This is a genomic window from Siphonobacter curvatus, assembly GCF_002943425.1.
Classification (GTDB): Bacteria; Bacteroidota; Bacteroidia; order Cytophagales; family Spirosomataceae; genus Siphonobacter; species Siphonobacter curvatus.
Genome location: NZ_PTRA01000001.1, coordinates 1 through 24,073, shown reverse-complemented (window position 1 = coordinate 24,073; position 24,073 = coordinate 1). Strand labels below are relative to the sequence as shown.

The following is a 24,073-nucleotide window of genomic DNA, read 5'->3' as shown; positions in this document are numbered from 1 at the left end:
CGGAGCATTCATTTACTTCTTCCTACTGACTTTACATCTGGAAAATTAATCTTCTAATTATTTAAACCATTGGCACGAATTCTTGCTATAGATTACGGTACCAAACGCGTAGGACTCGCGGTTACGGATCCGTTGCAACTCATTGCAACGGCCCTGGAAACGGTTCATTCGAAAGACGTGATGAACTTTTTGAAAGCGTACTGCCAGCGAGAAAGCGTAGAAGCCTTCGTGGTAGGTATGCCCACGAATCTCGACGGCACGGATACGTCCAATACATCTCATGTACGGGGGTTTATTCGCCTGTTACGGAAAAGTTTTCCGGACATACCCGTGCACGAACACGATGAACGATTCACTTCGGTCATGGCATTGCAGGCGTTGATTTCGATGGGTACCACCAAGAAAGATCGTCGCGATAAGGGCGTTGTAGATCGGGTATCGGCAACGATTATATTACAATCGTTTTTAGAAACTCGCCGAATATAAATCAGGATACGAAAGGCCGCCAGCTTTACGCGTCTATAACATTCTAAGGTCGAAACAGGTTTTCTTTTCACTACACATTAAAATTCGCTAACAAAACTCCTGTAGGGTAAGTGAAAGTAGTGGAAAAGCCAGTCAATTGTAGAAATATTGACTAAGCTTGGCATAAAACTTTAGAATTATTTTAGACGAATAATTCCCTTGAAAAATACCATTCTATATTTGACAGTTCAAGAAGGTTTAGGAAAGAAGCGGTTTACATTCACAACATTTACATTTATGCTTGGCTATGGCTTTCGAAGTAGAACCCATTAAGCCCAAAATACGGCCTCGACTCCTGATTGAAATTGCCTGGGAAGTATGCAATCAGGTAGGGGGTATTTACACGGTAATCCGCTCCAAAGTTCCGGCAATGGTCGAGAAATGGGGCGACGATTACTTTTTGCTTGGGCCTTACTTCCCAGACAAAGCCTTGGCTGAGTTTGAACCGATTGCCGATCTGGATGATTCGATTCTCGGAAAAACCGTACGGAAAATGCGGGAAATGGGCTTCGATGTCCAGTATGGATATTGGCTGGTGACGGGCAAGCCCCGCATCGTGCTCTTTAACTTTCATAGCCTGTACGATCGGCTTGACCAACTGAAGTACGACCTCTGGAACCATCACCAGCTTTCTACGCTCAATGCGGAAGAGCTGGTCAATCAGGTAGTGGCTTTTGGTGAATGTGTTCGGGTTTTCCTGAATGAATTGTCAAAAGATCACAGCGGGCGTTACGACATTACGGCTCATTTTCACGAATGGATGGCCGCTACGGCCCTGCCCGATCTGGCTCAGGAGGCTCCCAAACTGGCAACCGTTTTTACCACTCACGCTACCATGCTGGGTCGGTATATGGCCCCCAATGTGCCTAACTTTTACGACAATTTACCCTCGTTTAATTGGCTCGAACAGGCAAAGCACTTTGGCATTGAAACCCAGGCAACGATTGAATACCTGGCCGCTCAGAATTGCCACGTAATGACGACCGTTTCGGACGTAACGGCTCGGGAATGTGAGTTCCTACTCGGTCGTAAGTGTGATTTGACGCTACCCAATGGGCTTAACGTTACCCGTTTCACAGCTACGCACGAATTTCAGAACCTGCACGTTCAGTACAAGCAGAAGATTCACCAGTTTGTGATGGGTCACTTCTTCCAGAACTATTCCTTTGATCTGGACCGTACCCTCTACTTCTTTACGTCGGGACGTTTTGAGTACTCTAACAAAGGGTATGACCTGACGCTGGAAGCTTTGAATCGACTCAATGCCAAGTTACAGGCCAGCAACTCGGATATGACGGTGGTGATGTTTATCGTTACCAAAAACCCAGTGTATTCGATGGATGCGGATGTGTTGCAAACGCGAGCGGTAATGGCCGAAATCCGGCAAACCTGCGAAGCGATTGAACGACAAATTGGTGAACAACTGTTCATGGCTTCGGCCACGAGCAACGATCTGAAGATGCCGGATCTCAACCAGTTCGTGGATGAATACTGGCAGCTTCGCCTTCGCCGTACCATTCAATCCTGGAAGACGCATCAGCTACCTAAAACGGTTACGCACTACCTCAAGCAGGAAGATGCTATCGTGGACTTTCTGCGGAAGTCCAACATGCAGAACCATGAAACAGACCGCGTAAAGATTGTGTATCACCCCGATTTCATCGCGTCAACGAACCCGTTGTTCGGGATGGATTACAGTCATTTCGTACGGGGTTGTCACTTAGGTATTTTCCCAAGTTACTACGAGCCCTGGGGCTATACGCCACTGGAATGCGTCGTTCGAGGCGTACCGACTGTGACGAGTGACCTTTCGGGTTTCGGTGATTACATGAACCAGATCATGGCCGATCCGGAAAACTGGGGGGTTTATGTATTGAATCGCAGCGAACAGGATTTTCACCAGGCTGCCGAGACGCTTTCGGAATTGCTGTTTAAATTCGTACGAGCTTCCCGCCGGGATCGGATCATGCAACGGAACCGTACTGAAAGCATTTCTGAGGTGTTTGATTGGAAAAACCTCCGTAGCTATTACGATACGGCCCACGATTTGGCCCTCAAGCGTCGTAAATACAGTTAAGCTCATTATCCCTATAAAAAGCCCGTCGTACCACTTGCTACGACGGGCTTTTTTATATTCCTATAATTCGATTAATTCTTCTTTTTGGGCTGTTTATCGGGCATCGGCGTACCATTTACCAGCGTAGTCGTAGCCACCACACTCCGTAATCCTTCGGGTGTGATCACGATAGTTTTTAGATCGACACGACGGTTTTCGGGAATGGTCAATGCAATGGGTTTGGCATATAAATGCGTCGTTTCATTGGGAGCGTATCCATCGATGCTGTAATAAATTTTGGCTCCTTCAACGGGCGATTTCAGATGAATCGTGAACTGATTCCCCCGTAACGTATCTTCGGCGGGCATACCAATGGCGGTAGGTACGCGGTAGACCCAGTTACGCTTTTCCATATTCCGTAAATAATCGGGTACCCGTTTTTCCGAAAACTCGGTATATTCTTTCCGGTTCACCGGCGACCAGGCTACTTCCGCCAAAGCCAACGCCCGGGGAAACAACATGAACGAAGCTTTGGCCGGGGTCGGAATATACTCCGTCCACAAGTTGGCCTGCACCCCTTTGATGTGCTTTTGCTGTTCGGCCGTCAGCTCTTTCGGCGTTGGATCGTAGGAATAAACTTTCTCCAGCGTCAGGAATCCGCCAATGGCCAGCGGCTCCTGTTTGCGGTCTTTTCCCTGGTAGTGGTCAATGTACAGGTGACTATTGGGCGTCATGATGACATCGTGATTTTCCTTCGCCGCCGCAATTCCCCCCTGTTCACCACGCCAGCTCATTACGGTAGCGTTGGGAGCCAGACCACCTTCCAGAATTTCGTCCCAGCCAATGATGTTACGGCCTTTTGAATTCAGGAATTTTTCGATCCGTCGAATGAAATAGCTTTGCAGGCCGTGCTCGTCTTTCAGGTTTTCTTTCTTGATCAAATTCTGGCAAAATTCCGATTCCTTCCAGCGATCTTTCGGGCACTCATCGCCACCAATGTGGATGTACGGCGAGGGGAAAATGGCCATTACCTCCGTCAGTACATTTTCCAGGAACGTAAACGTTTCTTCTTTCGGACAGAATACGTCTTTGTGTACACCCCAGGTGGTTTGTACTTTAAAGGGTCCCGGCGTGCAACCCAACTCTGGGTATGCCGCTAAGGCTGCCGTGGAATGTCCTGGTAATTCAATCTCGGGAATAACGACAATATGCCGGTCAGCCGCGTATTTGACGATGTCACGGGCTTCGTCCTGGGTGTAAAAACCGCCGTACTTGATGCCATCGAACTGTTGTGGCATCCGATCGCCGTATCCTCCGATCAGCGTTTCATCACGAAAAGCCCCTACCTGCGTTAGTTTAGGGTACTTTTTAATCTCTAGCCGCCAGCCCTGATCTTCGGTTAAATGCCAATGGAAACGGTTGAATTTCAGCCGGGCCATTTCGTCAATCATTTGTTTGATGAATGATACGGGCATGTAATGCCGACCTACATCCAACATCAAGCCCCGATAGCCAAACCGCGGATGGTCTTCGATGGTAACGGCAGCAATTTCCGATTTCCCTTCCGGGAATAATTGGAGTAACGACTGTAAGCCGTAAAACAAGCCCGCGTCTTTACCCGCAATTTGAATACTTTGAGCGGTGGCCTTTAGCTCGTAGCCTTCAGCGGGTAAACCCGTTTTTTCGTTAAAAGCAACAAAATTAGAAGCGGGAGCTTTAGCGACCATTTTCAATTCATAGCCCGCCTGTTTCTTCAGGTACTGGTTGAGTAAAGTCGCCAGTCGCTTCGCTTCGGGCGTAGAGGCTACCAATTGGGTCTGGGCGTTAAAACGGAAGGCTCCGGAACCCTGTTGCAGGGATACGGGCTGAGGGATGAGTGACTGCCCGAAAGTGGCTACGCTAGCCGCCGCCAGAAAAGCAGAAAGTACGAAACGTTTCATGTACAATAGGTTTCAAAAATGAGCAGTTACGCTTCACTTTTGGAGTAAACGGAATAATACGAAGCGAGCAACTTGCTTCGGAGTACGGCAAGATACGAGCCTTTGCTTTCGCAAGTATGGTGCATCTGCTGTACCGGGGATGAACAAACGTGTGCACAGAGGTCTGCAAACGAATGCACAATTTTGGATCAATTTTATTTGTAGTAACTCTCGGCCATGAAGACTTTACCACCGTCGTCGCCCTGGGTAACGGAGTAGCTAAAGCCTTTGTTGACGGAATAAGCCCCCACTTCGCCCTTTAGGTTGATGGCAATAAAACCTACCTGAAATTCTTTCGCTTTTTTAGGATTGATTTTCACCAGCCGCTCCACGGCTTTTTTGCAGGCTTCCATCGGCGTAGCTCCATTTCGCATAAATTCAACGACGAGGTGTGTTCCGCCCAAACGAATCACTTCTTCTCCTTGGCCCGATGAGGTGGCTGCTCCAATTTCGCCGTCTACATATAAACCAGAGCCGATTAAAGGAGAGTCGCCAATACGGCCCCGCATTTTGAAAGCCATACCGCTGGTGGTACAAGCTCCGGCCAATCGGCCTTTGCCATCCAGAGCAATCGTACCCATGGTATCGTGGTTGAAGGAACCGTCCTCAAACTGATTGGGAGCAAAGGGTCCGCCCGCCGCTCGTTTAGGCGTTTTACCCTGCTGCTGTTCAATGTTCATCAGGGGTTTGTACTCGGATTTTTTCAGCCACTCCTTGTACGCTTTGGCGGCGTCAGCGGAAAGCTCGGCAGACTCCAGTTTAAAGCCATTCGCCACGGCGAACTGCTGGGCTCCCTCGCCTACCAGCATGACGTGCGGCGTAGTTTCCATGATTTTACGAGCTACGGAAATCGGGTGCAAAATACGTTCAAGCCCCGCTACCGAGCCACAATCATATTTTTCATTCATGATACACGCATCCAGTGATACGTGGCCTTCGCGGTCGGGATATCCACCCAAACCTACGCAGCAGCTAATTTCTTTTTCAATGGATTTAGCGGCTTCCTCCACGGCATCCAAAGCGTATCCACCGGGTTTGAGTACGTTCCAGGCAACCGCATTTACAGCCAGGCCACTATCCCAGGTGGAAACCACTAGCGGCTTAGCAGCCGTAGCCTGCGGACTAGCTACCAGCGAACGTACTGGAGCGAAGGTTACTGCCAGTGTGGACCAGCGAAGGAAAGATCTACGCGTTGTCATAAGTGAAGTGTGTGATCAATGGATAAAAATGTATTACTCTCGCTATCAATGCATTACCAGATCAGCAATACATTCTGAGCGATGTTCCTTATTTTTGAAACAGGTACAGTTCCTGGTAGGAAATTTTCCTATTTTCAACAAAATCATTGAATTTAACGGTGAAGATGCCAAATCCTGGCGTACCTTCTTTATAAAACAGACTAGATTTTTAAATAATTTTTTAATATTTTTAAAAAACAGCTGTTTATTTACAATAAAATTTCAAAAGTACAATCATCTATCGATATAATACCTTTCGACCAAATAATTTGATTCGTACACCCGTCTCCTAACCTTTTTGATAATGCATCCAGCTCCAGCCGACGAAGAAATAGTACCTAAAAAAAGTGTTGTTGATTATAAGAAGAGCGTCTCCCGCAGGGGCGTTCTGGCTGAATTATATCAGGCCGAAGTGGGTACACTCGCTCAACTGGCGAAGAATTTACATAGTAGTGTTCCGTCGATCACCAATATTGTTGAAGAGCTAGTCGAAGAAAAATGGGTGACCACTTTTGGCACAGCGGTTGGTAATCATGGACGCCGTCCAGTTTTATTTGGCTTGAATCCGCAGGATAAATACATCCTCGCTCTTGATATTAGTACGCATGACACCAAGGTACTGATCATGAACATGCAACGGGAAGTGATTTTCCGCCGGGATGTTCTGCTAGGGCTTGAAGATAGTGCGGAGTTTACGAAAGCACTACTGACGGTTACGCAGGAAGTGCTCCATGAATCAGGGATGCAAACCGCTGATCTGGTGGCAATTGGAATTTCCATGCCGGGTCTGATTCATTACCAGAACGGTACGAACATGACCTATCGGCGAATTAATCAGGAAGATAAATCACTCAGTACCCTCATTTCTGAGCAATTTGGATTGCCAGTATACGTCATCAACGATACCAAAGCCACGGTACTCGGTGAGCATCGGTTCGGGCTGGCTCGTGGCAAAAAGCATGTACTGGCCATTAATATTGACTGGGGCGTCGGTCTAGGAATTATCCTGAACGGCGAAATCTTTCAGGGAGCCGCCGGTTTTGCCGGGGAGCTGGGTCACATTCAGATCGACCCCGACGGCGAATTATGCCACTGCGGCAAAGTAGGCTGCCTCGATACGATCACCTCGGCTCGTTCGCTGGGTCGCCGCGTACAGCGGGGATTGAAAGAAGGCCGTGCTTCGAAATTATCGGCCTACCTCGATCGCATTGAAGAAATCGACATTGAAAAAGTAATCGAAGCCGCTTTAGAAGGCGACGCTTTCGCCATCGATATTCTTTTTGACGTAGGTACGGAATTGGGTAAAGGGCTTTCGATGGCGGTACACCTATTCAATCCGGAAATTGTAATTGTGGATGGAATCGTTGTGAAGGCCGACGCCTTTATTACCAACCCCATTGGGCAAGCCATCAACAAATACTGTTTGAGTGACTTCCGGAACGAACTCAGCATTGAAATCTCGCAATTGGGTGAGCGGGCAAAATGGGTCGGCATTCACATTTACGTGATGGACCAGCTCTTTGCTACCGTTTAGAATTCTTTTTTGAACCGTGCCCTGCCACCAAATCCGCGTACCGGATCAGTTCGCTGGGCACGGTTTTTCGTTTCTTTCTTTCTCCTATTATGAAATCATTTTTTATTAGTCTTCTCGTTTTGACGAGTCTTTTCGTTCGGGCTCAGCAACATTCTGAACAACACCACGTAGGGTACGTAACGCCCAAAGATCCGGCGGTTAAAGCAAAACTGGATCAGTGGCAGGGCATTAAGTTTGGCTTGCTGATGCACTGGGGAACCTACAGCCAGTGGGGCATCGTAGAATCCTGGTCCTTATGCCCCGAGGACGAAGGCTGGTGTGAGCGGAAAGGCCCTTACGCGGCGAACTGGTACGATTATAAACAAGCCTACGAAAAAATTCCCCAAACGTTCAATCCCGTCAAATTCAACCCCGACCGCTGGGCGAAAGCGGCCAAAGAAGCAGGGATGAAGTACGTGGTATTTACGACCAAGCACCATGACGGTTTCTGCATGTTTGATACGAAGCAAACGGATTACAAAATCACAAATACGCCTTTTAAAACCAATCCGAAGGCCAACGTAGCCAAGGAAGTATTCAAGTCGTTTCGGGATCAGGGATTCATGGTTGGGGCGTATTTCTCGAAGCCCGACTGGCACACCGATAGCTATTGGTGGTCGTACTTCCCTCCTAAAGACCGGAATTCGAGCTATGTTCCCAGCAAGTATCCCGAGAAGTGGAATCAGTTCAAGCAGTTTACCTACAACCAAATTCAGGAACTGATGACGGATTACGGTAAAATGGATATCCTCTGGCTCGATGGCGGTTGGGTTCGTCCGTTCAGTACCATCGACTCAACGGTGAGCTGGCAGAAAGCGATTCCTTTCGATCAGGACATTGATATGCCGAAGATTGCCAAAATGGCTCGCGAGCATCAGCCCGGTCTGCTCGTCGTAGATCGTACGGTGGCGGGCGAGTACGAAAACTACGTTACGCCCGAGCAGTCAGTACCCAGCGAAGCCCTTCCCTTCCCCTGGGAAAGCTGCATGACCATGGGTGATTCCTGGAGCTACATTCCCAAGGAAAACTTCAAATCCACACGGAAGCTGATTCATATGCTGGCGGACATCGTGTCGAAAGGCGGTAACCTACTGCTGAACGTGGCTCCCGGTCCTGACGGCGAATGGCACGAAGAAGCTTACCAGCGACTGGCTGACATTGGTAAGTGGATGAACCTAAATGGTGAAGCGATTTATGAGACCACTGCGGTAGCTCCGTACCAGTCCGGCAAATGGGCGTATACGAAGAAAGGAAATACGCTCTACGCTCTGTACCGGGCAGCGGAAGGTGAAACGTTACCCGCTTCGCTGGAAATTCCAATTCTGGAAAAGTCGCAAAGCATTCAGTTACTCGGTACCAAAGGCTCGATCAAAGCTCAGGATAAAGTTGTAAAACTGTCGGAAAGTCTCCGCAAGCAGGCGGGCGATTCACCCGTATACGTCTTTAAGCTAGCAAAAAAATAAGGGATATCAAATCCCATTAGTACCCACAAAAAAAGGTGATACACAAAGCGTATCACCTTTTTTTGTACCGGCTTTTATTATTCTTTCTTCAATTTTGCATACACTTTCATAGCGATTTCGGCCCCTAATTGTTCTCCTGCCTGGGACGCTTCCTGCATAACCAGCGGCTGGTTTTGTACCATTTTTTGTCCGAGAGGCGTTTCATAGAAGGTGATCAATCCTTTCAGATCTTCTTCCGTATAGTGTTTAGAGAAAATGGGAACGTACAATTCGTATAGCTTCTCATCGGTAATTTCCTTTTTGAATTCCTCCCAAAAACCCTCGGGTAAATTCGGATTAGCCACCTTACGTTGCCCTTCGATGGTCGCATCCATTGTATAGCGGGCCAATTCAAAAACTTTGCTTACCTGCATGAGTTTACGAATTAAACGCTCTTTCTCAGGGACGGGATTTTGGGCCAGGACTCCCAACGGGAGCAGTAAAAAACAACAGGGTAAAAGGTATTTCATGGGACTGCTTCGATTTTCCGGGAAATTAAGCTTTCTATCCGGAATTCTGCGTAACCCCATTTTCGTTTATAAGTCATGACACATTGTATGAAACCCAGGCTGTTTTTTATTCTTATTCTTCTGACTTTCGTTTGTACTTCCTGTTTCGAGCACCGGCGGTATTCCCGACGAGAAATCCGGAAAGATCTGATTGACAAAGGCATTCCGGTTAAAATTGTTTATTACGATACACTAGGTCGTACCATTCGATACCTAAAAATTGGTTCCGATACACTGCCTAGAAAAATGGTACTGCTGCACGGATCGCCGAGTTCACTGGAAGGTTTACGCTTTTACCTGAACGATCCGGATTTACAAAAACAGGCTCAGCTTATTGCTCCCGACCGACCGGGTTACGGCGAGTCGGATTACGGTTGGGGAGAAAAGTTTATTTCCCGGCAATCGGAAGTATTAACAAAAATGCTTTGGCAAACGCAAGATCATCGCCCAACCCTACTTTTCGGCACTTCCTACGGAGCTACGGTAGCTTCCCGACTGGCGATGGACAATCCAGATGCCTTTGACCGACTGCTCCTCGTGTGCGGCTCTTACAAACCCGGAGCCGAGAAAATCTACCCCATTTCAAAACTCGTACCGATATTTTCCGCCTGGATTCCGGGTTTTATACACGTGGCCGACGATGAAAAACAGAATCACTACCCGCACCTGGTCGCGATGGTACCGCTCTGGAAAAACATTCACATGCCCGTGACGATGGTGCATGGTCTGGAAGATCGATTACTGTATCCAGTCAATCCACTTTGGGCGGCGAAACAACTCGTGAATGCTCCAAGCGTTGATGTTATTTACCTTGCCCGTCAGCGACATGGTATCATGTGGACGGCCCGTCCCATCATCAAACCGCTCATGATCCAGGAATTACGTAAGCTTCCCAAACAGCATGTTTTGACTTCCTCGCAACTGGACTAATTGTTCTCCTCGGATTTTTGTGAAATAAATGGTCCGTGATTTCCTTTCCAGCTTTAGCTTTGCACCCATGAATGCAACTCTGCGGACTTTCGGCGTGTATGTGCTGACATCGCTTCTGATGTTACGCACGCTCGTAGTCCCGGTCATTCTGGTTGACTTCGAGCTTCGGCACGATTACATTGCTCAGTACCTTTGCGAAAATCGATTGCGTCCCGAGTTACACTGCGACGGAAAATGTTACCTGGCAAAAAAACTCAAAGCCGCTCAGGAACACGATGAACGCGAAGCCAGCCAGCGTCTGGTAACGCAGCTGCTGGAACTGCCGCATGAACATCTGCTGACGACCTTTACGTTTGTCCTTTCTTCATGGGCCGAACGTGAGCTGGAGCCCACGCCTTTCCTGGCTCCAGTCTATGTGCATGACTCCTTAAGTGACTGTTTTCGCCCGCCCCAGGTGATCTTTTCCTAGTTTTTAGGTACTAACAGACACTTTTACACCTTTCTCGACGTATAAATGAATTGTACGGCTGTGTGCCGCCGGCAAGGCTTTGCTTATGAGAAAAGTATACCCATTCCTGATTTTTCTGATCAGTCTGGCGTGCTCGAAGGACCCCGCTCCCTCGGCACCCGTGCCCTTGTTCAGTATACCTAAGAACTTTCCACAACCCGATTACCCCGTCGCCCAAAAGCCGGTGACCGAAGCGGGTTTTGCCCTGGGTAAACAATTATTTTACGATGGCATACTCTCGCGGGATAGTACCATTGCCTGCGGTGAATGCCACCGTCAATACTACGCCTTTACCCACCACATGCACGATTTAAGTCACGGTATTGAGAATCGGACGGGCCTTCGCAACTCGCTGGCCCTTCAGAATCTGGCCTGGCAAAAACATTACATGTGGGACGGTGCCGTAGAAAACCTTGATCTACAAGCCATTGTACCAATCACTCATCCCGACGAGATGGATGATACGATGGAAAACGTAGTAAAGAAACTCCAGCGGACGAAGGGCTACCCGCCCCTGTTCAAAGCCGCGTACGGTACGGAAGATATTACGGCAGACCGGACGCTTCATGCCCTCACCCAGTTTATGCTGACGCTGGTTTCAGCCAATTCACGGTACGACAAATACGTCCGTAAGGAAGGCGAAACCCTATCGGCGGATGAGCTGGAAGGAATGAAACTCTTCGAATCGAAAGGCTGTAAAAGCTGTCACGCCGGAGAGTTATTCACGGACGGTAGCTTCCGCAATAACGGCTTGCCGAAGTTTGAGCGTACTAAAGTGGTATACGTCAATGGGAAACCTACCTTACAAGTAGTGGTCGACGAAGGTCGCTATACGGTAACCAAACAGGAATCGGACCGCTTTACGTTTAAGGTTCCCAGTCTGCGGAATATTGCCGAAAGTCTGCCCTATACGCACGACGGCCGCTTTACTAAGTTGCAGGAAATGCTCGATCATTACGCCTCAGGCGTACAGGATACGCCCAACCTCGATCCGCTGCTGAAGCAAAACGGACGCTTAGGCATACCCATGACCGCCGACGAAAAACGGAAGATTATCGCTTTTCTGAATACGCTGACGGATACTGAATTTTTAAAAGACCAACGCTTTGCCGAACCCGCGGGATTCCCCGTCCGGTAGGCAAATCAAGATACTTTTTCAATGAAAATCAATCCCTTATTCCTTCTTCTATTCGCTTTTTGTACCACCGTTTTCACGGCCTGTAAAAACGAGGAACCCGAACCGGATGGTCCTAGCCTAACACTTGAGTTTGATAACCGAGTGGGTGCTCAAAAGCTGGTACTGGGCACTACGCCGTACAAAAATGACTTCGGCGAGGAGTTTTCAGTCACCACACTGAATTACTTCATCAGCAATGTCTCGCTGAAAAAAACGGACGGTACCGTCATAAAATTTCCGGATCAGTACTTCCTCATTCGCCAGGCCGATTCGGAGACCTGGGAGCCTAAACTGAAAAACGTTCCAGAAGGTGATTACAGCGAGGTAAGCTTTATGGTAGGTGTCGATAGCCTGAAGAGTGCCTCGCCCATTGCTGGACGGACGGGAGTACTGGATACTTATGCGTACGGGGAGGACAATATGTGGTGGGGATGGAATTCCGGCTATATCTTCTTCAAATTTGAAGGAACTTCCCCAGTCGTGCCGGCCAATGGAGCGGGGTTACGACCCTTTCAGTACCACGTAGGCGGATATGGTGGCTATACGAATCAAGCCCCCAATAACATCCGTACCGTAACCTTGCCCCTGAACGGAACGGCCACCGTACGTAAATCCATCAGCCCGACGATTCATTTTGTAGTCAATCTTCATAAGTTCTTCAACAGTACGACGGCCCTGAAACTTCAGGAAACCAAATCGGTACATGATCCTTCCGTAGCGGCTCCGCTGGCCAACAACTACGTGAATATGTTTACGGTTGACCACATTCACAATGACTAGGCTCTGGGCCGGTGTGTGGATAGTACTGCTGGTCTGGTCCTGTTCGTCGCCCGAACGGACCGGGCCGGAAGTCTCATTTACCGTACCCGCCAACTTCCCGAAGCCATTGTATGCGTTCGAACGGAATCCACTGACGACTTCGGGCGTGGAACTGGGGAAAGCTCTCTTCAATGAAACCTTGCTTTCGAAGGACAATACCATTTCCTGTGCCGAGTGTCATTCGCAGCCGTACGGATTTACGCACCACGGGCACGACGTCAGCCACGGTATCCACAACCTGAAAGGAACCCGTAATTCCCTACCCTTGCAAAATTTGGCTTGGGAATCAGAGTTTTTCTGGGATGGTGGTGTACCGGATCTGGATCTGGTACCGATTGCTCCAATCATCAGTGAGGTAGAAATGGGTGAAACTATGACGAATGTGATTGATAAACTGCGGGCTACCAAAAAGTATCCATTGCTCTTCAAAAAGGCTTTTGGTACGGAAGAAATTACAACGGCCCGGTTTCTGCAATCACTGTCTCAGTTTATGCTGACACTGGTTTCCGCGAACTCCCGTTACGATCATTTTGTACGTAAGGAAGGCGTTACGCTGACGAACGACGAGCAGGCTGGTCTGCACCTTTTTCAGCAGAAATGCTCCTCCTGCCACGCGGGCGAACTGTTTACGGATCGCAGCTATCGCAACAACGGACTTTTTCTCACTAGCGATGCCGATGAAGGTCGGTTTCGGATCACGAATCAGGAGAAAGATCGCTATACCTTCCGCGTACCCAGCTTACGGAATGTAGCAGTTACGGGCCCGTACATGCACGATGGTCGGTTCTATACCTTAGAAGCGGTACTGGATCATTACGCCGAAAACGTACACGATACGCCCAACCTAGACCCGATTCTGAAAGCTAGTAACGGCCAACGAGGAATCGCTCTCACGCAGCAGGAACGGCAGCAAATCATTGCCTTCCTGAAAACACTGACCGACGAAGAATTTCTTACGAACAAGCAACTGGCGGTTCCCTGACCCGTCTTTTTCATGAAAAAAATCGTACTGCTTCTATTTTGGAGCCTGTCGCTACCCGCGTGGGCCTGCGATATCTGCGGCTGTGGCGTAGGCAATGCCTATTACGGCATCATGCCGCAGTCGTACCGCAATTTTGTGGGAGTTCGGTATCGGTACCGTACCTACGACTCGCACCTGAATTCCCAACTCCTGCGTACCAAAGAAACCTTTCAAACGACGGAGCTTTGGGGACGTTTTTATCCGACCCAGCGAATTCAGATGCTGGCCTTTGTACCGTACAACTTCAATTACCAGTCCGACGCTGCGACTTCTTCACGGCTGAATGGACTGGGTGATATTACGGTACTGGCCAATTACAACGTTTTCAATACGAACATGGATACGACGGACCGGGCCGTGAATCATACGCTGCTCCTGGGGGGTGGCGTGAAGCTGGCCACGGGTCGCTCGAATTTCGTAAACGATGGATCGCTGGGAGCCAATGCTAATTTTCAACTCGGAACGGGCAGTACGGATTTCCTGCTGAATGCGATTTACACCCTTCGGTACCGTTCCTGGGGCTGGAACTCGGACGTTAGTTACCGGATGACGACGACCAACGCTCAGCACTATCGCTTTGGAAATCGGCTCAGTGGCTCAACGTCGGTCTTTTACGTAACCAGTGCCGGAAAGAAACTGACACTGATGCCCAATGCAGGCATTACGGCTGAGTATTCCAGTCGCGATCTGAAAGACGGCGTGCGTAACTCCCAGACGGGCGGCTACGCAACGCTTGCTACGGCAGGTGTGGAAGCTTATTTCGGTCGCTTCGTCGCGGGTGCCAATATTCAGCCACCGCTGGCTCAAGAGCTTTCCGGGGGAGATAGTCGGGCGAAACAGCGGCTACAACTGCATGTTACGGTGCTGCTGTAGCCTATTAAAGAGTGAACCCTGAGCGAAGAATTTCTTTGCTCAGGGTTCATTTTCTCAGACGGAACACTCTACGACTTAAAATACTTCTGAGATTGTATAATGTTGATCAGCAAATTCGAAGCGATCGCCGGCTTTCTTTCCTTCCAGTACCGTATAGATCGGTGCTGAAGTAGAAATACCGATGTATTCCACCCCATCGACTTCACAGTTTCGGCTGATGCTTACATAAAAGTTACGCTGATCGGTTAATACTACGGAGCCCACCTGTACGGCATCGTGCTGCATTTCCGTACCCATTTGATCCAAGGTAGTCAGGTCGCGACGAATTACCTCCGCCCGGCCTTCCAGATCGCGACGATCATTCATCAGCATTTCGTTATTGGATTCGTAGGATTCGCTCTGTGCTTCTTCCTGATCCTCAATTACGCTGGAACGAATCGTTTCCATCTGGTTGATGAGATCATTAAGGGTTTCCTGAGTAACGGCCATCATAGCCGCGTGTATGGCTTCTTTACGTGAACTACTCATAATACTTGAATGCTAGGTTGATTGAGGATTTAAAATAAAAAACTCGGGCCACTAGGCTAAGGGTATGACTATGTCTAATAGCGGTTCAGGTTTGAAGTTTAGAGAGGTTTAACGTTTAACCAGGTATGAGCTTTGAAGTTAAAACAAGTACACAAGGCGATCAAGCCCTTTTTACTTTAAACTCATCAAACTTCAAACCTATCCAACACTGAAAGGCTGTCAACCCCTCCTACCTAACTTTAGCTTTGGATTATTCTATTTTTTGTAATGCATAAAAGCCGGGCTATTCCTTGAAAAGAAACGACCCGGCTAAATTTATATACTGCAAATGGGAAGAAATCGAATACTTACTTAGGCTTGTTTTACGAACTGAACGTTTGCAATTAAACGTACTTCGTCACTTACTACGGCTCCACCGGCTTCAGTTACTGCACTCCAGGTCAGACCATAATCTTTCCGGTTGATTTTACCTTTCACTTCAAAACCAGCTTTCGTTTGTCCGTACGGATCTACTACCGTTCCACCGTATTCTACGTCGAATGATACGGGTTTGGTTACGCCACGAATGGTCATATCGCCCTGCAATACAAATTCTTCGTCGCCTTTCTTAGTGATACCCGTAGAGACGAAGCTCAGTTTGGGATGTTGCTCGGCAGCAAAGAAATCTTCACTTTTCAGGTGACCGTCACGAGCTTCGTTATTGGTAGAAATAGAATTAATTTCAGCTTCGAAATGTACTTGAGCGTCTGAAAAATCGTCGCTGGCCGTAGCTTCACCACTGAACTGGCCGAACTGACCCGTTACGGTCGTGATTACTAAGTGCTTTACTTTGAACTGTACTTCCGAGTGAGTAGGGTCAATTACCCATTTTGCTGGAGTTGCCATGTCTTTGTTGTTTTTGTTGATACAAATGTATGTATATACATATAATTTACACTTGTCAAAATCGCGGAATATCTTGTCAGAATTACTGATCTTTCCAAAAGTCCACAAGTACAGTGCTTTGTCTTAGCATACGTACGACTATTTTTCGACGTATTTATGACGGATGGCTTTGCGATAATCGGTAAACGTTTGACCCGTATTGGCTTTGAAGTACTTCGAAAAGTGAGCTTCATCTTCAAAACCCAGCTCGTAGGCAATTTCTTTAGCGGACGTAGTTCCGTAAAAAGCCCGGCGTTTGGCTTCCAGTACCACCCGCTGCTTGATGTGCTCAGAGGCAGGCTGTCCGGTTACCTTTTTCACCGTATCATTCAAATGGCTGGGTGTAATATTGAGCTGGTCAGCGTACTCAGATACGCGGGTTTTCCGCGTAAAATCCCGATCCACCAGATCTTGAAACTGACGGGCGATACACACGGATTTTGACGTTTCAGACACCGTTACCAGTTGGTCAGCGAAAGTGCGTGAAGCCTGAATCAGAAATAGTTGTAGCCAGGCCCGAATCATGTCCTCCCGTAACGCACGCTTTTGCTGGTATTCACCCTGGAGCGTTTGCAGGTAGGGTTCCAGTAAATCCAGTTGCTCGGGCGGAATGAAATAGGGCTTGAAATCGAGTACGTTTTGAAACAATCCCGTATTAATAAGCAGCTCCCGATTGGCTTCAGATATACAGAAAAAATCCGGCTCAAAACTCAGTACCCAACCTTCGTGCGGCCCATCCATTTGCATGTGATGTACCTGCCCTGGCGAAAGAAACCACCAGCTACCCGGCTGTACGTCATAGTGTTGAAAATCAACGTTGTGATTACCCCGGCCACTGGTTACACCAATAATTACGTAGTAATCGTGGCGATGCGGGGTCAGGGTATGCTCATGGCGTTGTTCATCCACCCATGACATGGGGTGAATTTCAAAAGGAGTCGTATCTGCTGTATGAAGGTGAAGCGTTTCCATGCAAACCAAGCGTTGAGGAAACGAATATTGAAGGAAGTTTTTATAAACTCAATGGTATACGCTTAAAATGAACGCTTTCTTTCGTTTCTCGAATTGGTTTCCTTAGAGAATTGAGCCGAAGCCCCGGGAGTCAAGCACGGATTTCGATAAATTGAAATAACAGGATACGGCCATAAAGGGGCTACTGTTGATCGTAAATTTCTCCAGTACATCTCCAGCCCGCATGGTTTTCAGGGTCCGAAGGCCCGTCATACCGGCCTCAAACGAAAGCTGCACGGGCTTGATCGGGCTATAGTTCACCGTGAAGCTTGCTTTCCCCTGCCGATACGCCAGTCGAATGGCGTTGGGATTGAGGTTAGGCGTAAGATAACCCGCATTAAAACCACCGGCAGCGATTCCGGCTTCGAGCCAAGTCTGTTTGGAAACCTTCTGAGCAATGGAAGCCTGTAAAGGTAAAATGAGCGTCAGGCGGGTATTTTTTGCAATTCGGGCGTTGATACCACCGATGGGGATGGGCGTAATACGCCCCGGTTCAAAAACGACCGCCCCCCCGTAAAACCACTGCGTACGCAGACCCGCAATGCGTACTCGCACGGCTCCGCCTACGCCATACGGACGGGCCTTACTAAAGCTGAATAAATCTTCGGTTTCACTCACGCCTAAACCCACCGCGTATACCCAAATTTTATCCCGTAAGCTGGCGTGGATACCCGTAATGGCTGCTGAAACCGTATAGATACCCTGATCATTTTTATCAAAGGAGAAATTAGGCATTCGATACCCCGCGTTGATGGCCAGAAACATCTGGTTGATTTCAACGTCGATTTTACGCAGGTTGAAATTATGAAACTTCACCCCTGCTCCACCGCGAATGGGAATAATTCCCTGCACGTTAAACCGGGAATAGCCCAAACGAGCGGTATCATTGATCGAGGCCGCCGGCGTCACTTCAGCCCGAACGTTAATCCCGGAAGCAAAAATCCGGCTGGGGGTTAAGGAAAGCTGGGCGTAGGAAAATGAAGCCCACAAAAACATACCGACCGTAAAAAGAATTCGCATGAAAAAGGATAAAATAATGAAAGGCCTGTCCCTACAACGCTGAACTTATCGATTCCGTACACTTGCCCGGTATTCCCGACGGAGTACTCACTAAAAAAGCGACTTTATAGGATTAAGAGGCCATAAAAAAAGGCCAGAGCAGGCTGGCCTTTGTGATACAAGGGTATAAATAGGAGGAAAAGGAAAGCGGCTGTAATAGAGTAAAGGTACGGCTAGCTTTGTTTCCGTAGTTTTGCTTCAATCGTTTGCTGCGTGTGCGGAACTACCCGGAGTCGCTCTTTTGGAATCAGTTTCCCCGTATCCACGCAAACGCCGTACGTACCATTTTTAATACGAATCAATGCATTTTCCAACTGGGTCGCGTACTTCTGCAAACGAGCGGCTAATTGACTCAGGTTTTCGCGTTCACTGGTATCTGCTCCGTCTTCCAGCAATTTGGTATTACCCGAAGTGGTGTCCGTACCGGGATCATTCCGCTTGCTCAGGGCCTCCCGAATGTAGTTAAGCTCCGTTCGGGTGTCACCTAATTTCTTTTGAATCAACTCTTCGAATTCCTTTAACTCTTCTTCCGAATAGCGGGTTTTTTCTTCTACTGGGGACATCATATTGCACGGGGTTTGTTAGAAATATAAACGAATATCGATACCAAATAGTTTCTACGGGGGCAGTGATCAGCAAGCCCTTACCCTGGGGGACAGTGACAAAAATATATTCTAAAAAAAAGGAACAAAAGTAACTTTTTTACGGAAACGCCCAAACAATCAAAAAAATTATTCTACTCCTTTACCGTGGAAAAGCATTCTTTCTTTGGTGTTTTTTTCGTTTTTCAAACGACAATTCCGTAATCCCTTTAAATATATAAATTCTGATTGAGAGTTCAGGAACCGCTAATTCGAGTACGTTTGTTTTTCTTAAAAGAATCCTGTTAAGTTTGCGGCGGATCAAAATATTTATTATTTTAATCCAATTTATTACTAAAATAAGAACAAGCCATGACGTATATAGAGCCAGCACCCTTGCAACACGAAAGTCCGCTGGAATCCATGAAGCAACGCTTCAATGAAGCTTTTAAATTATTGAACATCTCTCCGGAGATGTATGATATTCTGATGGTACCCCGTAAACAAGTGGTGGTGGGTTTGCCCGTAACCATGGACGATGGCTCCGTCAAAGTTTTTGAAGGAATTCGCGTCGTACACTCCACGATTCTTGGCCCTTCGAAAGGCGGTATTCGCTTCGATCCCGATGTGAACATGGACGAAGTAAAAGCACTCGCGGCCTGGATGACCTGGAAGTGTGCCGTTGTTGATATACCCTATGGTGGAGCAAAAGGCGGGATTCGTTGTAATCCCCGCGAAATGTCCACCGGCGAAATCGAGCGATTGATGCGGGCGTATACTGGTGCAATGCTTGATGTCTTTGGTCCGGATCGGGATATTCCAGCTCCGGATATGGGTACAAGCGAACGCGAAATGGCTTGGTTGATGGACGAATACTCCAAATCGTACGGCATGACGGTCAATGCAGTCGTAACGGGCAAACCCCTCGTACTGGGTGGTTCATTGGGCCGGAAAGAAGCTACGGGTCGGGGGGTAATGACGGCCTCCATTTCCGCCATGGAAAAACTACGCATCAATCCGTACCGGGCTACGGCCGCCGTTCAGGGATTCGGTAACGTAGGTTCCCATGCGGCAGCTTTGTTGCAGGAACGTGGCGTAAAAGTACTCGGTATCAGTGACGTAACTGGAGCTTATTATAACGAAAACGGTATCGACATTCTGAAAGCCATGCAGTACCGCGATCAACACAAAGGTTTGCTCGAAGGCTTTTCGGAAGCGACGAAAATTACGAATGAAGAGCTCTTAACCCTGTCGGTAGATTTACTCGTACCCGCGGCGAAGGAAGACGTCATTACGGATGATAACGCCGGCGGTATTCAGGCCAAATTGATTGTAGAAGGGGCTAACGGTCCTACTTCTGCTAGTGCCGACGAAATCATTAACGAAAAAGGCATTCTGGTCGTACCGGATATTCTGGCGAATGCCGGTGGCGTTACGGTATCTTACTTCGAGTGGGTACAGAATCGAATCGGCTATAAATGGACGCTCGACCGGATCAATCGTCGTTCGGACCGGATTATGAAAGATGCTTTTGATCGGGTGTATAATACTTCTCAGGAATACAAAGTCCCCATGCGGATTGCCGCCTACATGGTTGCCATGAAAAAGGTTGCGGATACGTATAAGTTCCGGGGTGGCTATTAAGTAGCAATTTCTTCTTTTCAAAAAGCCTCGTCAGTTACCCTGACGAGGCTTTTCGCTTTTTAACAAATGTAAAAGGATGCCTTGACGGATTGAAGCAGTTTTGTTTTACAAACTTCTGCGAATCATGATGCGAGCACTTTTGGTTTTACTCACCTTTCTGGTCGTTGTACCGGCATTTAAAGGTAACGTTTGCCTCTTTGTATTTCCTGTAGTACTAATAGACGTAGGTGTGGTGCTGGTTTTATTGCAATTTATTCCCATGCAGGAAGTTGGCTGGCATGACCTGTTAGGCTGGCTATTGCTCTGGACGATTCGAGTTTTGATTTTGAAGGGCTCCTTTCAATCGTCGTATGTGGGACGAGCAGTGGTTCTACTGGCTTTGCCTTTGCTGTACACCGTTCTGCTAGTTCCTCGTATCCAATACCTCTCTTGGAATTTTTACGTATTCAATTTTGCATTTGTAGCATATGTTCTTGTAGCCATTTTGAAAATACGGAATTCCGACTATTAAAAAAGCCCGTTTCCTTCCGAAAACGGGCTTTTTTAATACCTAAAGCTACTTAAACTTTGATTTCCACGTCAACACCTGAGGGAAGTTCTAACTTCATCAGAGCGTCTACCGTTTTAGCTGACGTTGAGTAAATGTCAACCAAACGTTTGTAGGTGCAAAGCTGGAATTGCTCCCGAGCTTTTTTGTTTACGTGCGGTGAACGCAGTACGGTATAGATTTGCTTGTCAGTTGGCAAGGGGATAGGACCACTTACCACAGCACCCGTAGCCTTTACGGCTTTCACGATGCGTTCAGCCGATTTGTCCACCAGGTTGTGGTCAAATGACTTGAGCTTAATGCGAATTTTTTGGCTCATCAGAGTTAATAACTGGTTCGTTAAAAAAATGCGTTTCCGCATACCCATCACCGAAAGAACCATTTACTCCGGCAGGGAAGTCTTTATGTAGTGGTTGGTTATTAGTTGATGGTATGATTACATGCGTCAACAACCATCAACTAATAACTATCAACCAGAAATTATACGCCTTTGGCTTTCTTCACTACGTCTTCAGCAATGTTCTGCGGAACAAACTCGTAGTGAGAGAAGGTCAAGTTAGCCGTAGCACGACCTGAAGACATCGTACGCAGATCCGTTACGTAACCGAACAGTTCTGACAGAGGTACATCAGCCTTGATTACCTGAGCACCGTTACGGGTATCCATACCTTTCATGATACCACGACGACGGTTCAAGTCACCCGTGATCGGTCCTGTGTATTCATCCGGCGTCAGTACTTCAACGGCCATGATAGGTTCCATCAGTTTCGCACCAGCCATACGAGCGGCTTCTTTGTAACCCAGACGGGCAGCCATTTCGAAGGACAGTGAATCTGAATCGACATCGTGGAAAGAACCGTGGAATAAACGAACCTTCATGGAATCCATCTGGTATCCGGCGAGAGGCCCATTTTTCATAGCCTCGTCGAAACCTTTCTGGATTGCAGGAATAAATTCGCGAGGGATCGTACCCCCTACGATTTCGTTCACGAATTCCAGACCAGCTTTACCATCTTCGCGGGGTCCGATTTCGAATACGATATCGGCAAATTTACCGCGACCACCCGTTTGTTTCTTGTAAACTTCACGGTGTTCGGCATTCTTCGTCAGGGCTTCTTTGTAAGCAACCTGCGGAGCACCTTGGTTTACTTCAACCTTGAACTCACGACGCATCCGGTCGATGATGATTTCCAAGTGAAGCTCACCCATACCACGCATAATCGTTTGACCCGTTTCTTCGTTGGTTTCAACTTTCAACGTCGGATCTTCTTCGATCAGCTTCGTAATCGCTTTCGAGAAGTTATCCTGATCAGCTGATTTCTTCGGCTCGATTGCGTAACCGATAACGGGATCTGGGAAATCCATAGACTCCAGAACGATTGGGTTCTTCTCATCCGACAGGGTATCACCCGTTTTGATGTCTTTGAAACCAACCACAGCTCCGATGTCACCAGCCGCTAAGCGGTCGATAGAGTTCTGCTTGTTTGCGTGCATCTGGAAGATACGGGAGATACGCTCTTTGTTACCTGAACGGGTATTCAAAACGTAAGAACCGGCTTCCAGTACCCCTGAGTACGCCCGTACAAAGCACAGACGACCTACGTAGGGATCGGTAGCAATTTTGAAGGCCAGACCCGCGAATGGATCGGCTTCCGTTGGATGACGAACTACTTCTGCATCCGTGTTAGGGTTCGTACCTACGATAGCTTCTTTGTCCAGCGGCGAAGGCATCAGAGCCATCACGTAGTCAAGCATCGTTTGTACCCCTTTGTTTTTGAAAGAAGAACCGCACAACATCGGTACGATTTTCATTTCAATCGTAGCCCGACGAAGTGCATTCAGGATTTCATCTTCAGAGATCGACTCAGGATCTTCGAAGTATTTTTCCATCAGGGTCTCATCGTAATCAGCTACCGCTTCGAGTAATTTTTCGCGGTATTCCGTAGCTTCTTCCAGCATGTCTTCCGGAATGGGGACTACTTCAAAGGTCATACCTTTGTCAGCCTCGTTCCAGATCAGACCACGGAAGTTTACTAAGTCAACAACACCACGGAAGTTATCTTCAGCACCGATCGGCAATTGCAGGGGTACTGCATTGCTACCCAGCATTTCTTTTACTTGCTTTACTACATTCAGGAAGTCAGCACCTGAACGGTCCATTTTGTTAACGAAACCGATCCGGGGAACTTTGTAGTTATCAGCCAAACGCCAGTTCGTCTCAGACTGAGGCTCAACGCCATCTACTGAGCTAAACAGGAACACTAAGCCGTCGAGTACGCGTAAAGAACGGTTTACTTCTACCGTAAAGTCAACGTGACCCGGAGTATCAATGATGTTGATGTGATAAGAGTGATCACGATACTTCCAGTTTACTGTTGTAGCAGCAGAAGTAATCGTAATTCCACGCTCTTGCTCCTGCTCCATCCAGTCCATGGTAGCAGCACCATCGTGTACTTCACCGATCTTGTGGCTAACACCCGCATAGTAAAGAATACGCTCCGTAGTAGTCGTTTTCCCTGCGTCAATGTGGGCGGCAATACCAATGTTTCGAGTGAATTTTAAATCTCTTGCCATTATTGGTTTTTGATTGTGTTTGTTTCCGTACCGGTCCCTTGCTTGCCAGGACTTCCAATCGAAATGGGAATTTTACAGTCCGGCAATCGGGGTGCAAAAATAGTCTATTTCCTAGAAAAAAACCAGCGATAATCCAAGGTAATTTTTTGGCTGAATGGAAGTTAACTCCTCGGGCATAGTTTCTTTACGCAAGAAAGGATAGAAAAAGTGAGCTTTTCGGGGATATGGTACGTTAGGATTTTAACGTATTCCGCAAAAATAATGTTCATTTTCTGGTGAATTCGGAAAGCGTTTTGACGCTTGACTTTTTTTTATCTTTTTTGCGAGTCTTTTGAATGGGAAATTAATTAACTCGCTAAACTTATCGCCGTTATGAGAAAAGTATGGGTAATGATGGCCCTGTCGGTGGCCGTTGTGAGTCAGTCCTGCGTAAGCAAGAAAAAAGCATCCGCCTTGCAAGCCCAGGTCAATGACCTCAAAACCGAAAACACCCGC

Annotated in this window: 22 protein-coding genes; 12 read left to right on the top strand and 10 right to left on the bottom strand. The window is 47.7% G+C overall.

What is annotated here, in order from left to right; translation table 11 throughout:
* Positions 1-69 precede the first annotated feature (69 nt).
* Both ruvX and C5O19_RS00105 read left to right on the top strand, forming a co-directional pair.
* Positions 70-486: a Holliday junction resolvase RuvX gene (gene ruvX, locus C5O19_RS00110; protein ID WP_104709386.1), complete on the top strand. Its 417-nt coding sequence runs from the start codon at positions 70-72 to the stop codon at positions 484-486.
* 286 nt (positions 487-772) lie between these two features.
* A complete protein-coding gene (locus tag C5O19_RS00105; RefSeq protein WP_104709385.1) occupies positions 773-2,602 on the top strand; it encodes a glycosyltransferase family protein in 1,830 nt (609 codons plus the stop codon).
* A 71-nt stretch (positions 2,603-2,673) separates the two neighbouring features.
* Here C5O19_RS00105 and C5O19_RS00100 read toward each other — a convergent pair whose 3' ends face one another.
* Both C5O19_RS00100 and C5O19_RS00095 read right to left on the bottom strand, forming a co-directional pair.
* Positions 2,674-4,521, bottom strand: a complete 1,848-nt coding sequence (locus C5O19_RS00100) for a beta-N-acetylhexosaminidase (protein ID WP_104709384.1) — start codon at positions 4,519-4,521, stop codon at positions 2,674-2,676.
* A 194-nt stretch (positions 4,522-4,715) separates the two neighbouring features.
* Positions 4,716-5,759 carry a N(4)-(beta-N-acetylglucosaminyl)-L-asparaginase gene (locus tag C5O19_RS00095; protein WP_104709383.1) on the bottom strand — a complete coding sequence of 348 codons (1,044 nt, stop codon included), beginning with the start codon at positions 5,757-5,759 and terminating at the stop codon, positions 4,716-4,718.
* Between the two features lie 343 nt (positions 5,760-6,102).
* On the opposite strand from C5O19_RS00095, the gene C5O19_RS00090 reads away from it, so the two are divergent.
* Both C5O19_RS00090 and C5O19_RS00085 read left to right on the top strand, forming a co-directional pair.
* Positions 6,103-7,332, top strand: a complete 1,230-nt coding sequence (locus C5O19_RS00090) for an ROK family transcriptional regulator (RefSeq protein WP_104709382.1) — start codon at positions 6,103-6,105, stop codon at positions 7,330-7,332.
* Positions 7,333-7,421: 89 nt separating this feature from the next.
* Positions 7,422-8,834: an alpha-L-fucosidase gene (locus C5O19_RS00085; protein WP_104713741.1), complete on the top strand. Its 1,413-nt coding sequence runs from the start codon at positions 7,422-7,424 to the stop codon at positions 8,832-8,834.
* A 77-nt stretch (positions 8,835-8,911) separates the two neighbouring features.
* Here C5O19_RS00085 and C5O19_RS00080 read toward each other — a convergent pair whose 3' ends face one another.
* Positions 8,912-9,343: a DUF2059 domain-containing protein gene (locus C5O19_RS00080; protein WP_165795897.1), complete on the bottom strand. Its 432-nt coding sequence runs from the start codon at positions 9,341-9,343 to the stop codon at positions 8,912-8,914.
* Positions 9,344-9,430: 87 nt separating this feature from the next.
* Between C5O19_RS00080 and C5O19_RS00075 the strand changes: the two genes are divergently transcribed.
* From C5O19_RS00075 to C5O19_RS00050, 6 genes are all read left to right on the top strand, one after another.
* Positions 9,431-10,312: an alpha/beta fold hydrolase gene (locus C5O19_RS00075; protein ID WP_165795896.1), complete on the top strand. Its 882-nt coding sequence runs from the start codon at positions 9,431-9,433 to the stop codon at positions 10,310-10,312.
* A 67-nt stretch (positions 10,313-10,379) separates the two neighbouring features.
* Positions 10,380-10,781 (top strand): hypothetical protein, encoded by a 402-nt coding sequence (locus C5O19_RS00070; RefSeq protein WP_133163279.1) that lies wholly within the window; start codon positions 10,380-10,382, stop codon positions 10,779-10,781.
* A gap of 85 nt (positions 10,782-10,866) precedes the next feature.
* Complete coding sequence (locus C5O19_RS00065; RefSeq protein ID WP_104709378.1) at positions 10,867-11,958, top strand: cytochrome-c peroxidase; 1,092 nt, start codon at positions 10,867-10,869, stop codon at positions 11,956-11,958.
* Between the two features lie 21 nt (positions 11,959-11,979).
* Positions 11,980-12,777, top strand: a complete 798-nt coding sequence (locus tag C5O19_RS00060) for an MbnP family protein (RefSeq protein ID WP_104709377.1) — start codon at positions 11,980-11,982, stop codon at positions 12,775-12,777.
* Positions 12,770-13,798, top strand: coding sequence for a cytochrome-c peroxidase (locus tag C5O19_RS00055; RefSeq protein WP_104709376.1), 1,029 nt, complete (start codon positions 12,770-12,772; stop codon positions 13,796-13,798). Before C5O19_RS00060 ends, C5O19_RS00055 begins: the two co-directional genes overlap by 8 nt.
* A 12-nt stretch (positions 13,799-13,810) precedes the next feature.
* On the top strand, positions 13,811-14,710 hold the full coding sequence (locus C5O19_RS00050) for a hypothetical protein (RefSeq protein WP_104709375.1): 900 nt from the start codon (positions 13,811-13,813) through the stop codon (positions 14,708-14,710).
* A gap of 75 nt (positions 14,711-14,785) precedes the next feature.
* Here the strand turns inward: C5O19_RS00050 and C5O19_RS00045 are convergent, their stop codons facing one another.
* From C5O19_RS00045 to C5O19_RS00025, 5 genes are all read right to left on the bottom strand, one after another.
* Positions 14,786-15,238 carry a hypothetical protein gene (locus C5O19_RS00045; RefSeq protein ID WP_104709374.1) on the bottom strand — a complete coding sequence of 151 codons (453 nt, stop codon included), beginning with the start codon at positions 15,236-15,238 and terminating at the stop codon, positions 14,786-14,788.
* Between the two features lie 351 nt (positions 15,239-15,589).
* The gene (locus tag C5O19_RS00040; RefSeq protein WP_104709373.1) at positions 15,590-16,123 is read right to left on the bottom strand and encodes a YceI family protein; all 534 of its coding nucleotides are present in this window, start codon (positions 16,121-16,123) and stop codon (positions 15,590-15,592) included.
* Positions 16,124-16,261: 138 nt separating this feature from the next.
* Entirely contained in the window at positions 16,262-17,134 is an 873-nt protein-coding gene (locus C5O19_RS00035) for a helix-turn-helix domain-containing protein (protein WP_104709372.1), read from the bottom strand.
* A gap of 102 nt (positions 17,135-17,236) precedes the next feature.
* Positions 17,237-18,193: a hypothetical protein gene (locus tag C5O19_RS00030; protein WP_104709371.1), complete on the bottom strand. Its 957-nt coding sequence runs from the start codon at positions 18,191-18,193 to the stop codon at positions 17,237-17,239.
* Positions 18,194-18,405: 212 nt separating this feature from the next.
* The gene (locus tag C5O19_RS00025) at positions 18,406-18,795 is read right to left on the bottom strand and encodes a TraR/DksA family transcriptional regulator (RefSeq protein ID WP_094811071.1); all 390 of its coding nucleotides are present in this window, start codon (positions 18,793-18,795) and stop codon (positions 18,406-18,408) included.
* 390 nt (positions 18,796-19,185) lie between these two features.
* Here C5O19_RS00025 and C5O19_RS00020 point away from each other — a divergent pair, with 390 nt between their 5' ends.
* Positions 19,186-20,457 (top strand): Glu/Leu/Phe/Val family dehydrogenase, encoded by a 1,272-nt coding sequence (locus C5O19_RS00020; protein WP_207766374.1) that lies wholly within the window; start codon positions 19,186-19,188, stop codon positions 20,455-20,457.
* Between the two features lie 124 nt (positions 20,458-20,581).
* Positions 20,582-20,968, top strand: a complete 387-nt coding sequence (locus C5O19_RS00015; protein ID WP_133163278.1) for a hypothetical protein — start codon at positions 20,582-20,584, stop codon at positions 20,966-20,968.
* Positions 20,969-21,017: 49 nt separating this feature from the next.
* Here C5O19_RS00015 and rpsJ read toward each other — a convergent pair whose 3' ends face one another.
* Entirely contained in the window at positions 21,018-21,323 is a 306-nt protein-coding gene (gene rpsJ, locus C5O19_RS00010; RefSeq protein ID WP_094811061.1) for a 30S ribosomal protein S10, read from the bottom strand.
* Between the two features lie 161 nt (positions 21,324-21,484).
* Entirely contained in the window at positions 21,485-23,578 is a 2,094-nt protein-coding gene (gene fusA / locus C5O19_RS00005; protein WP_104709369.1) for an elongation factor G, read from the bottom strand.
* Positions 23,579-24,073 lie beyond the last annotated feature (495 nt).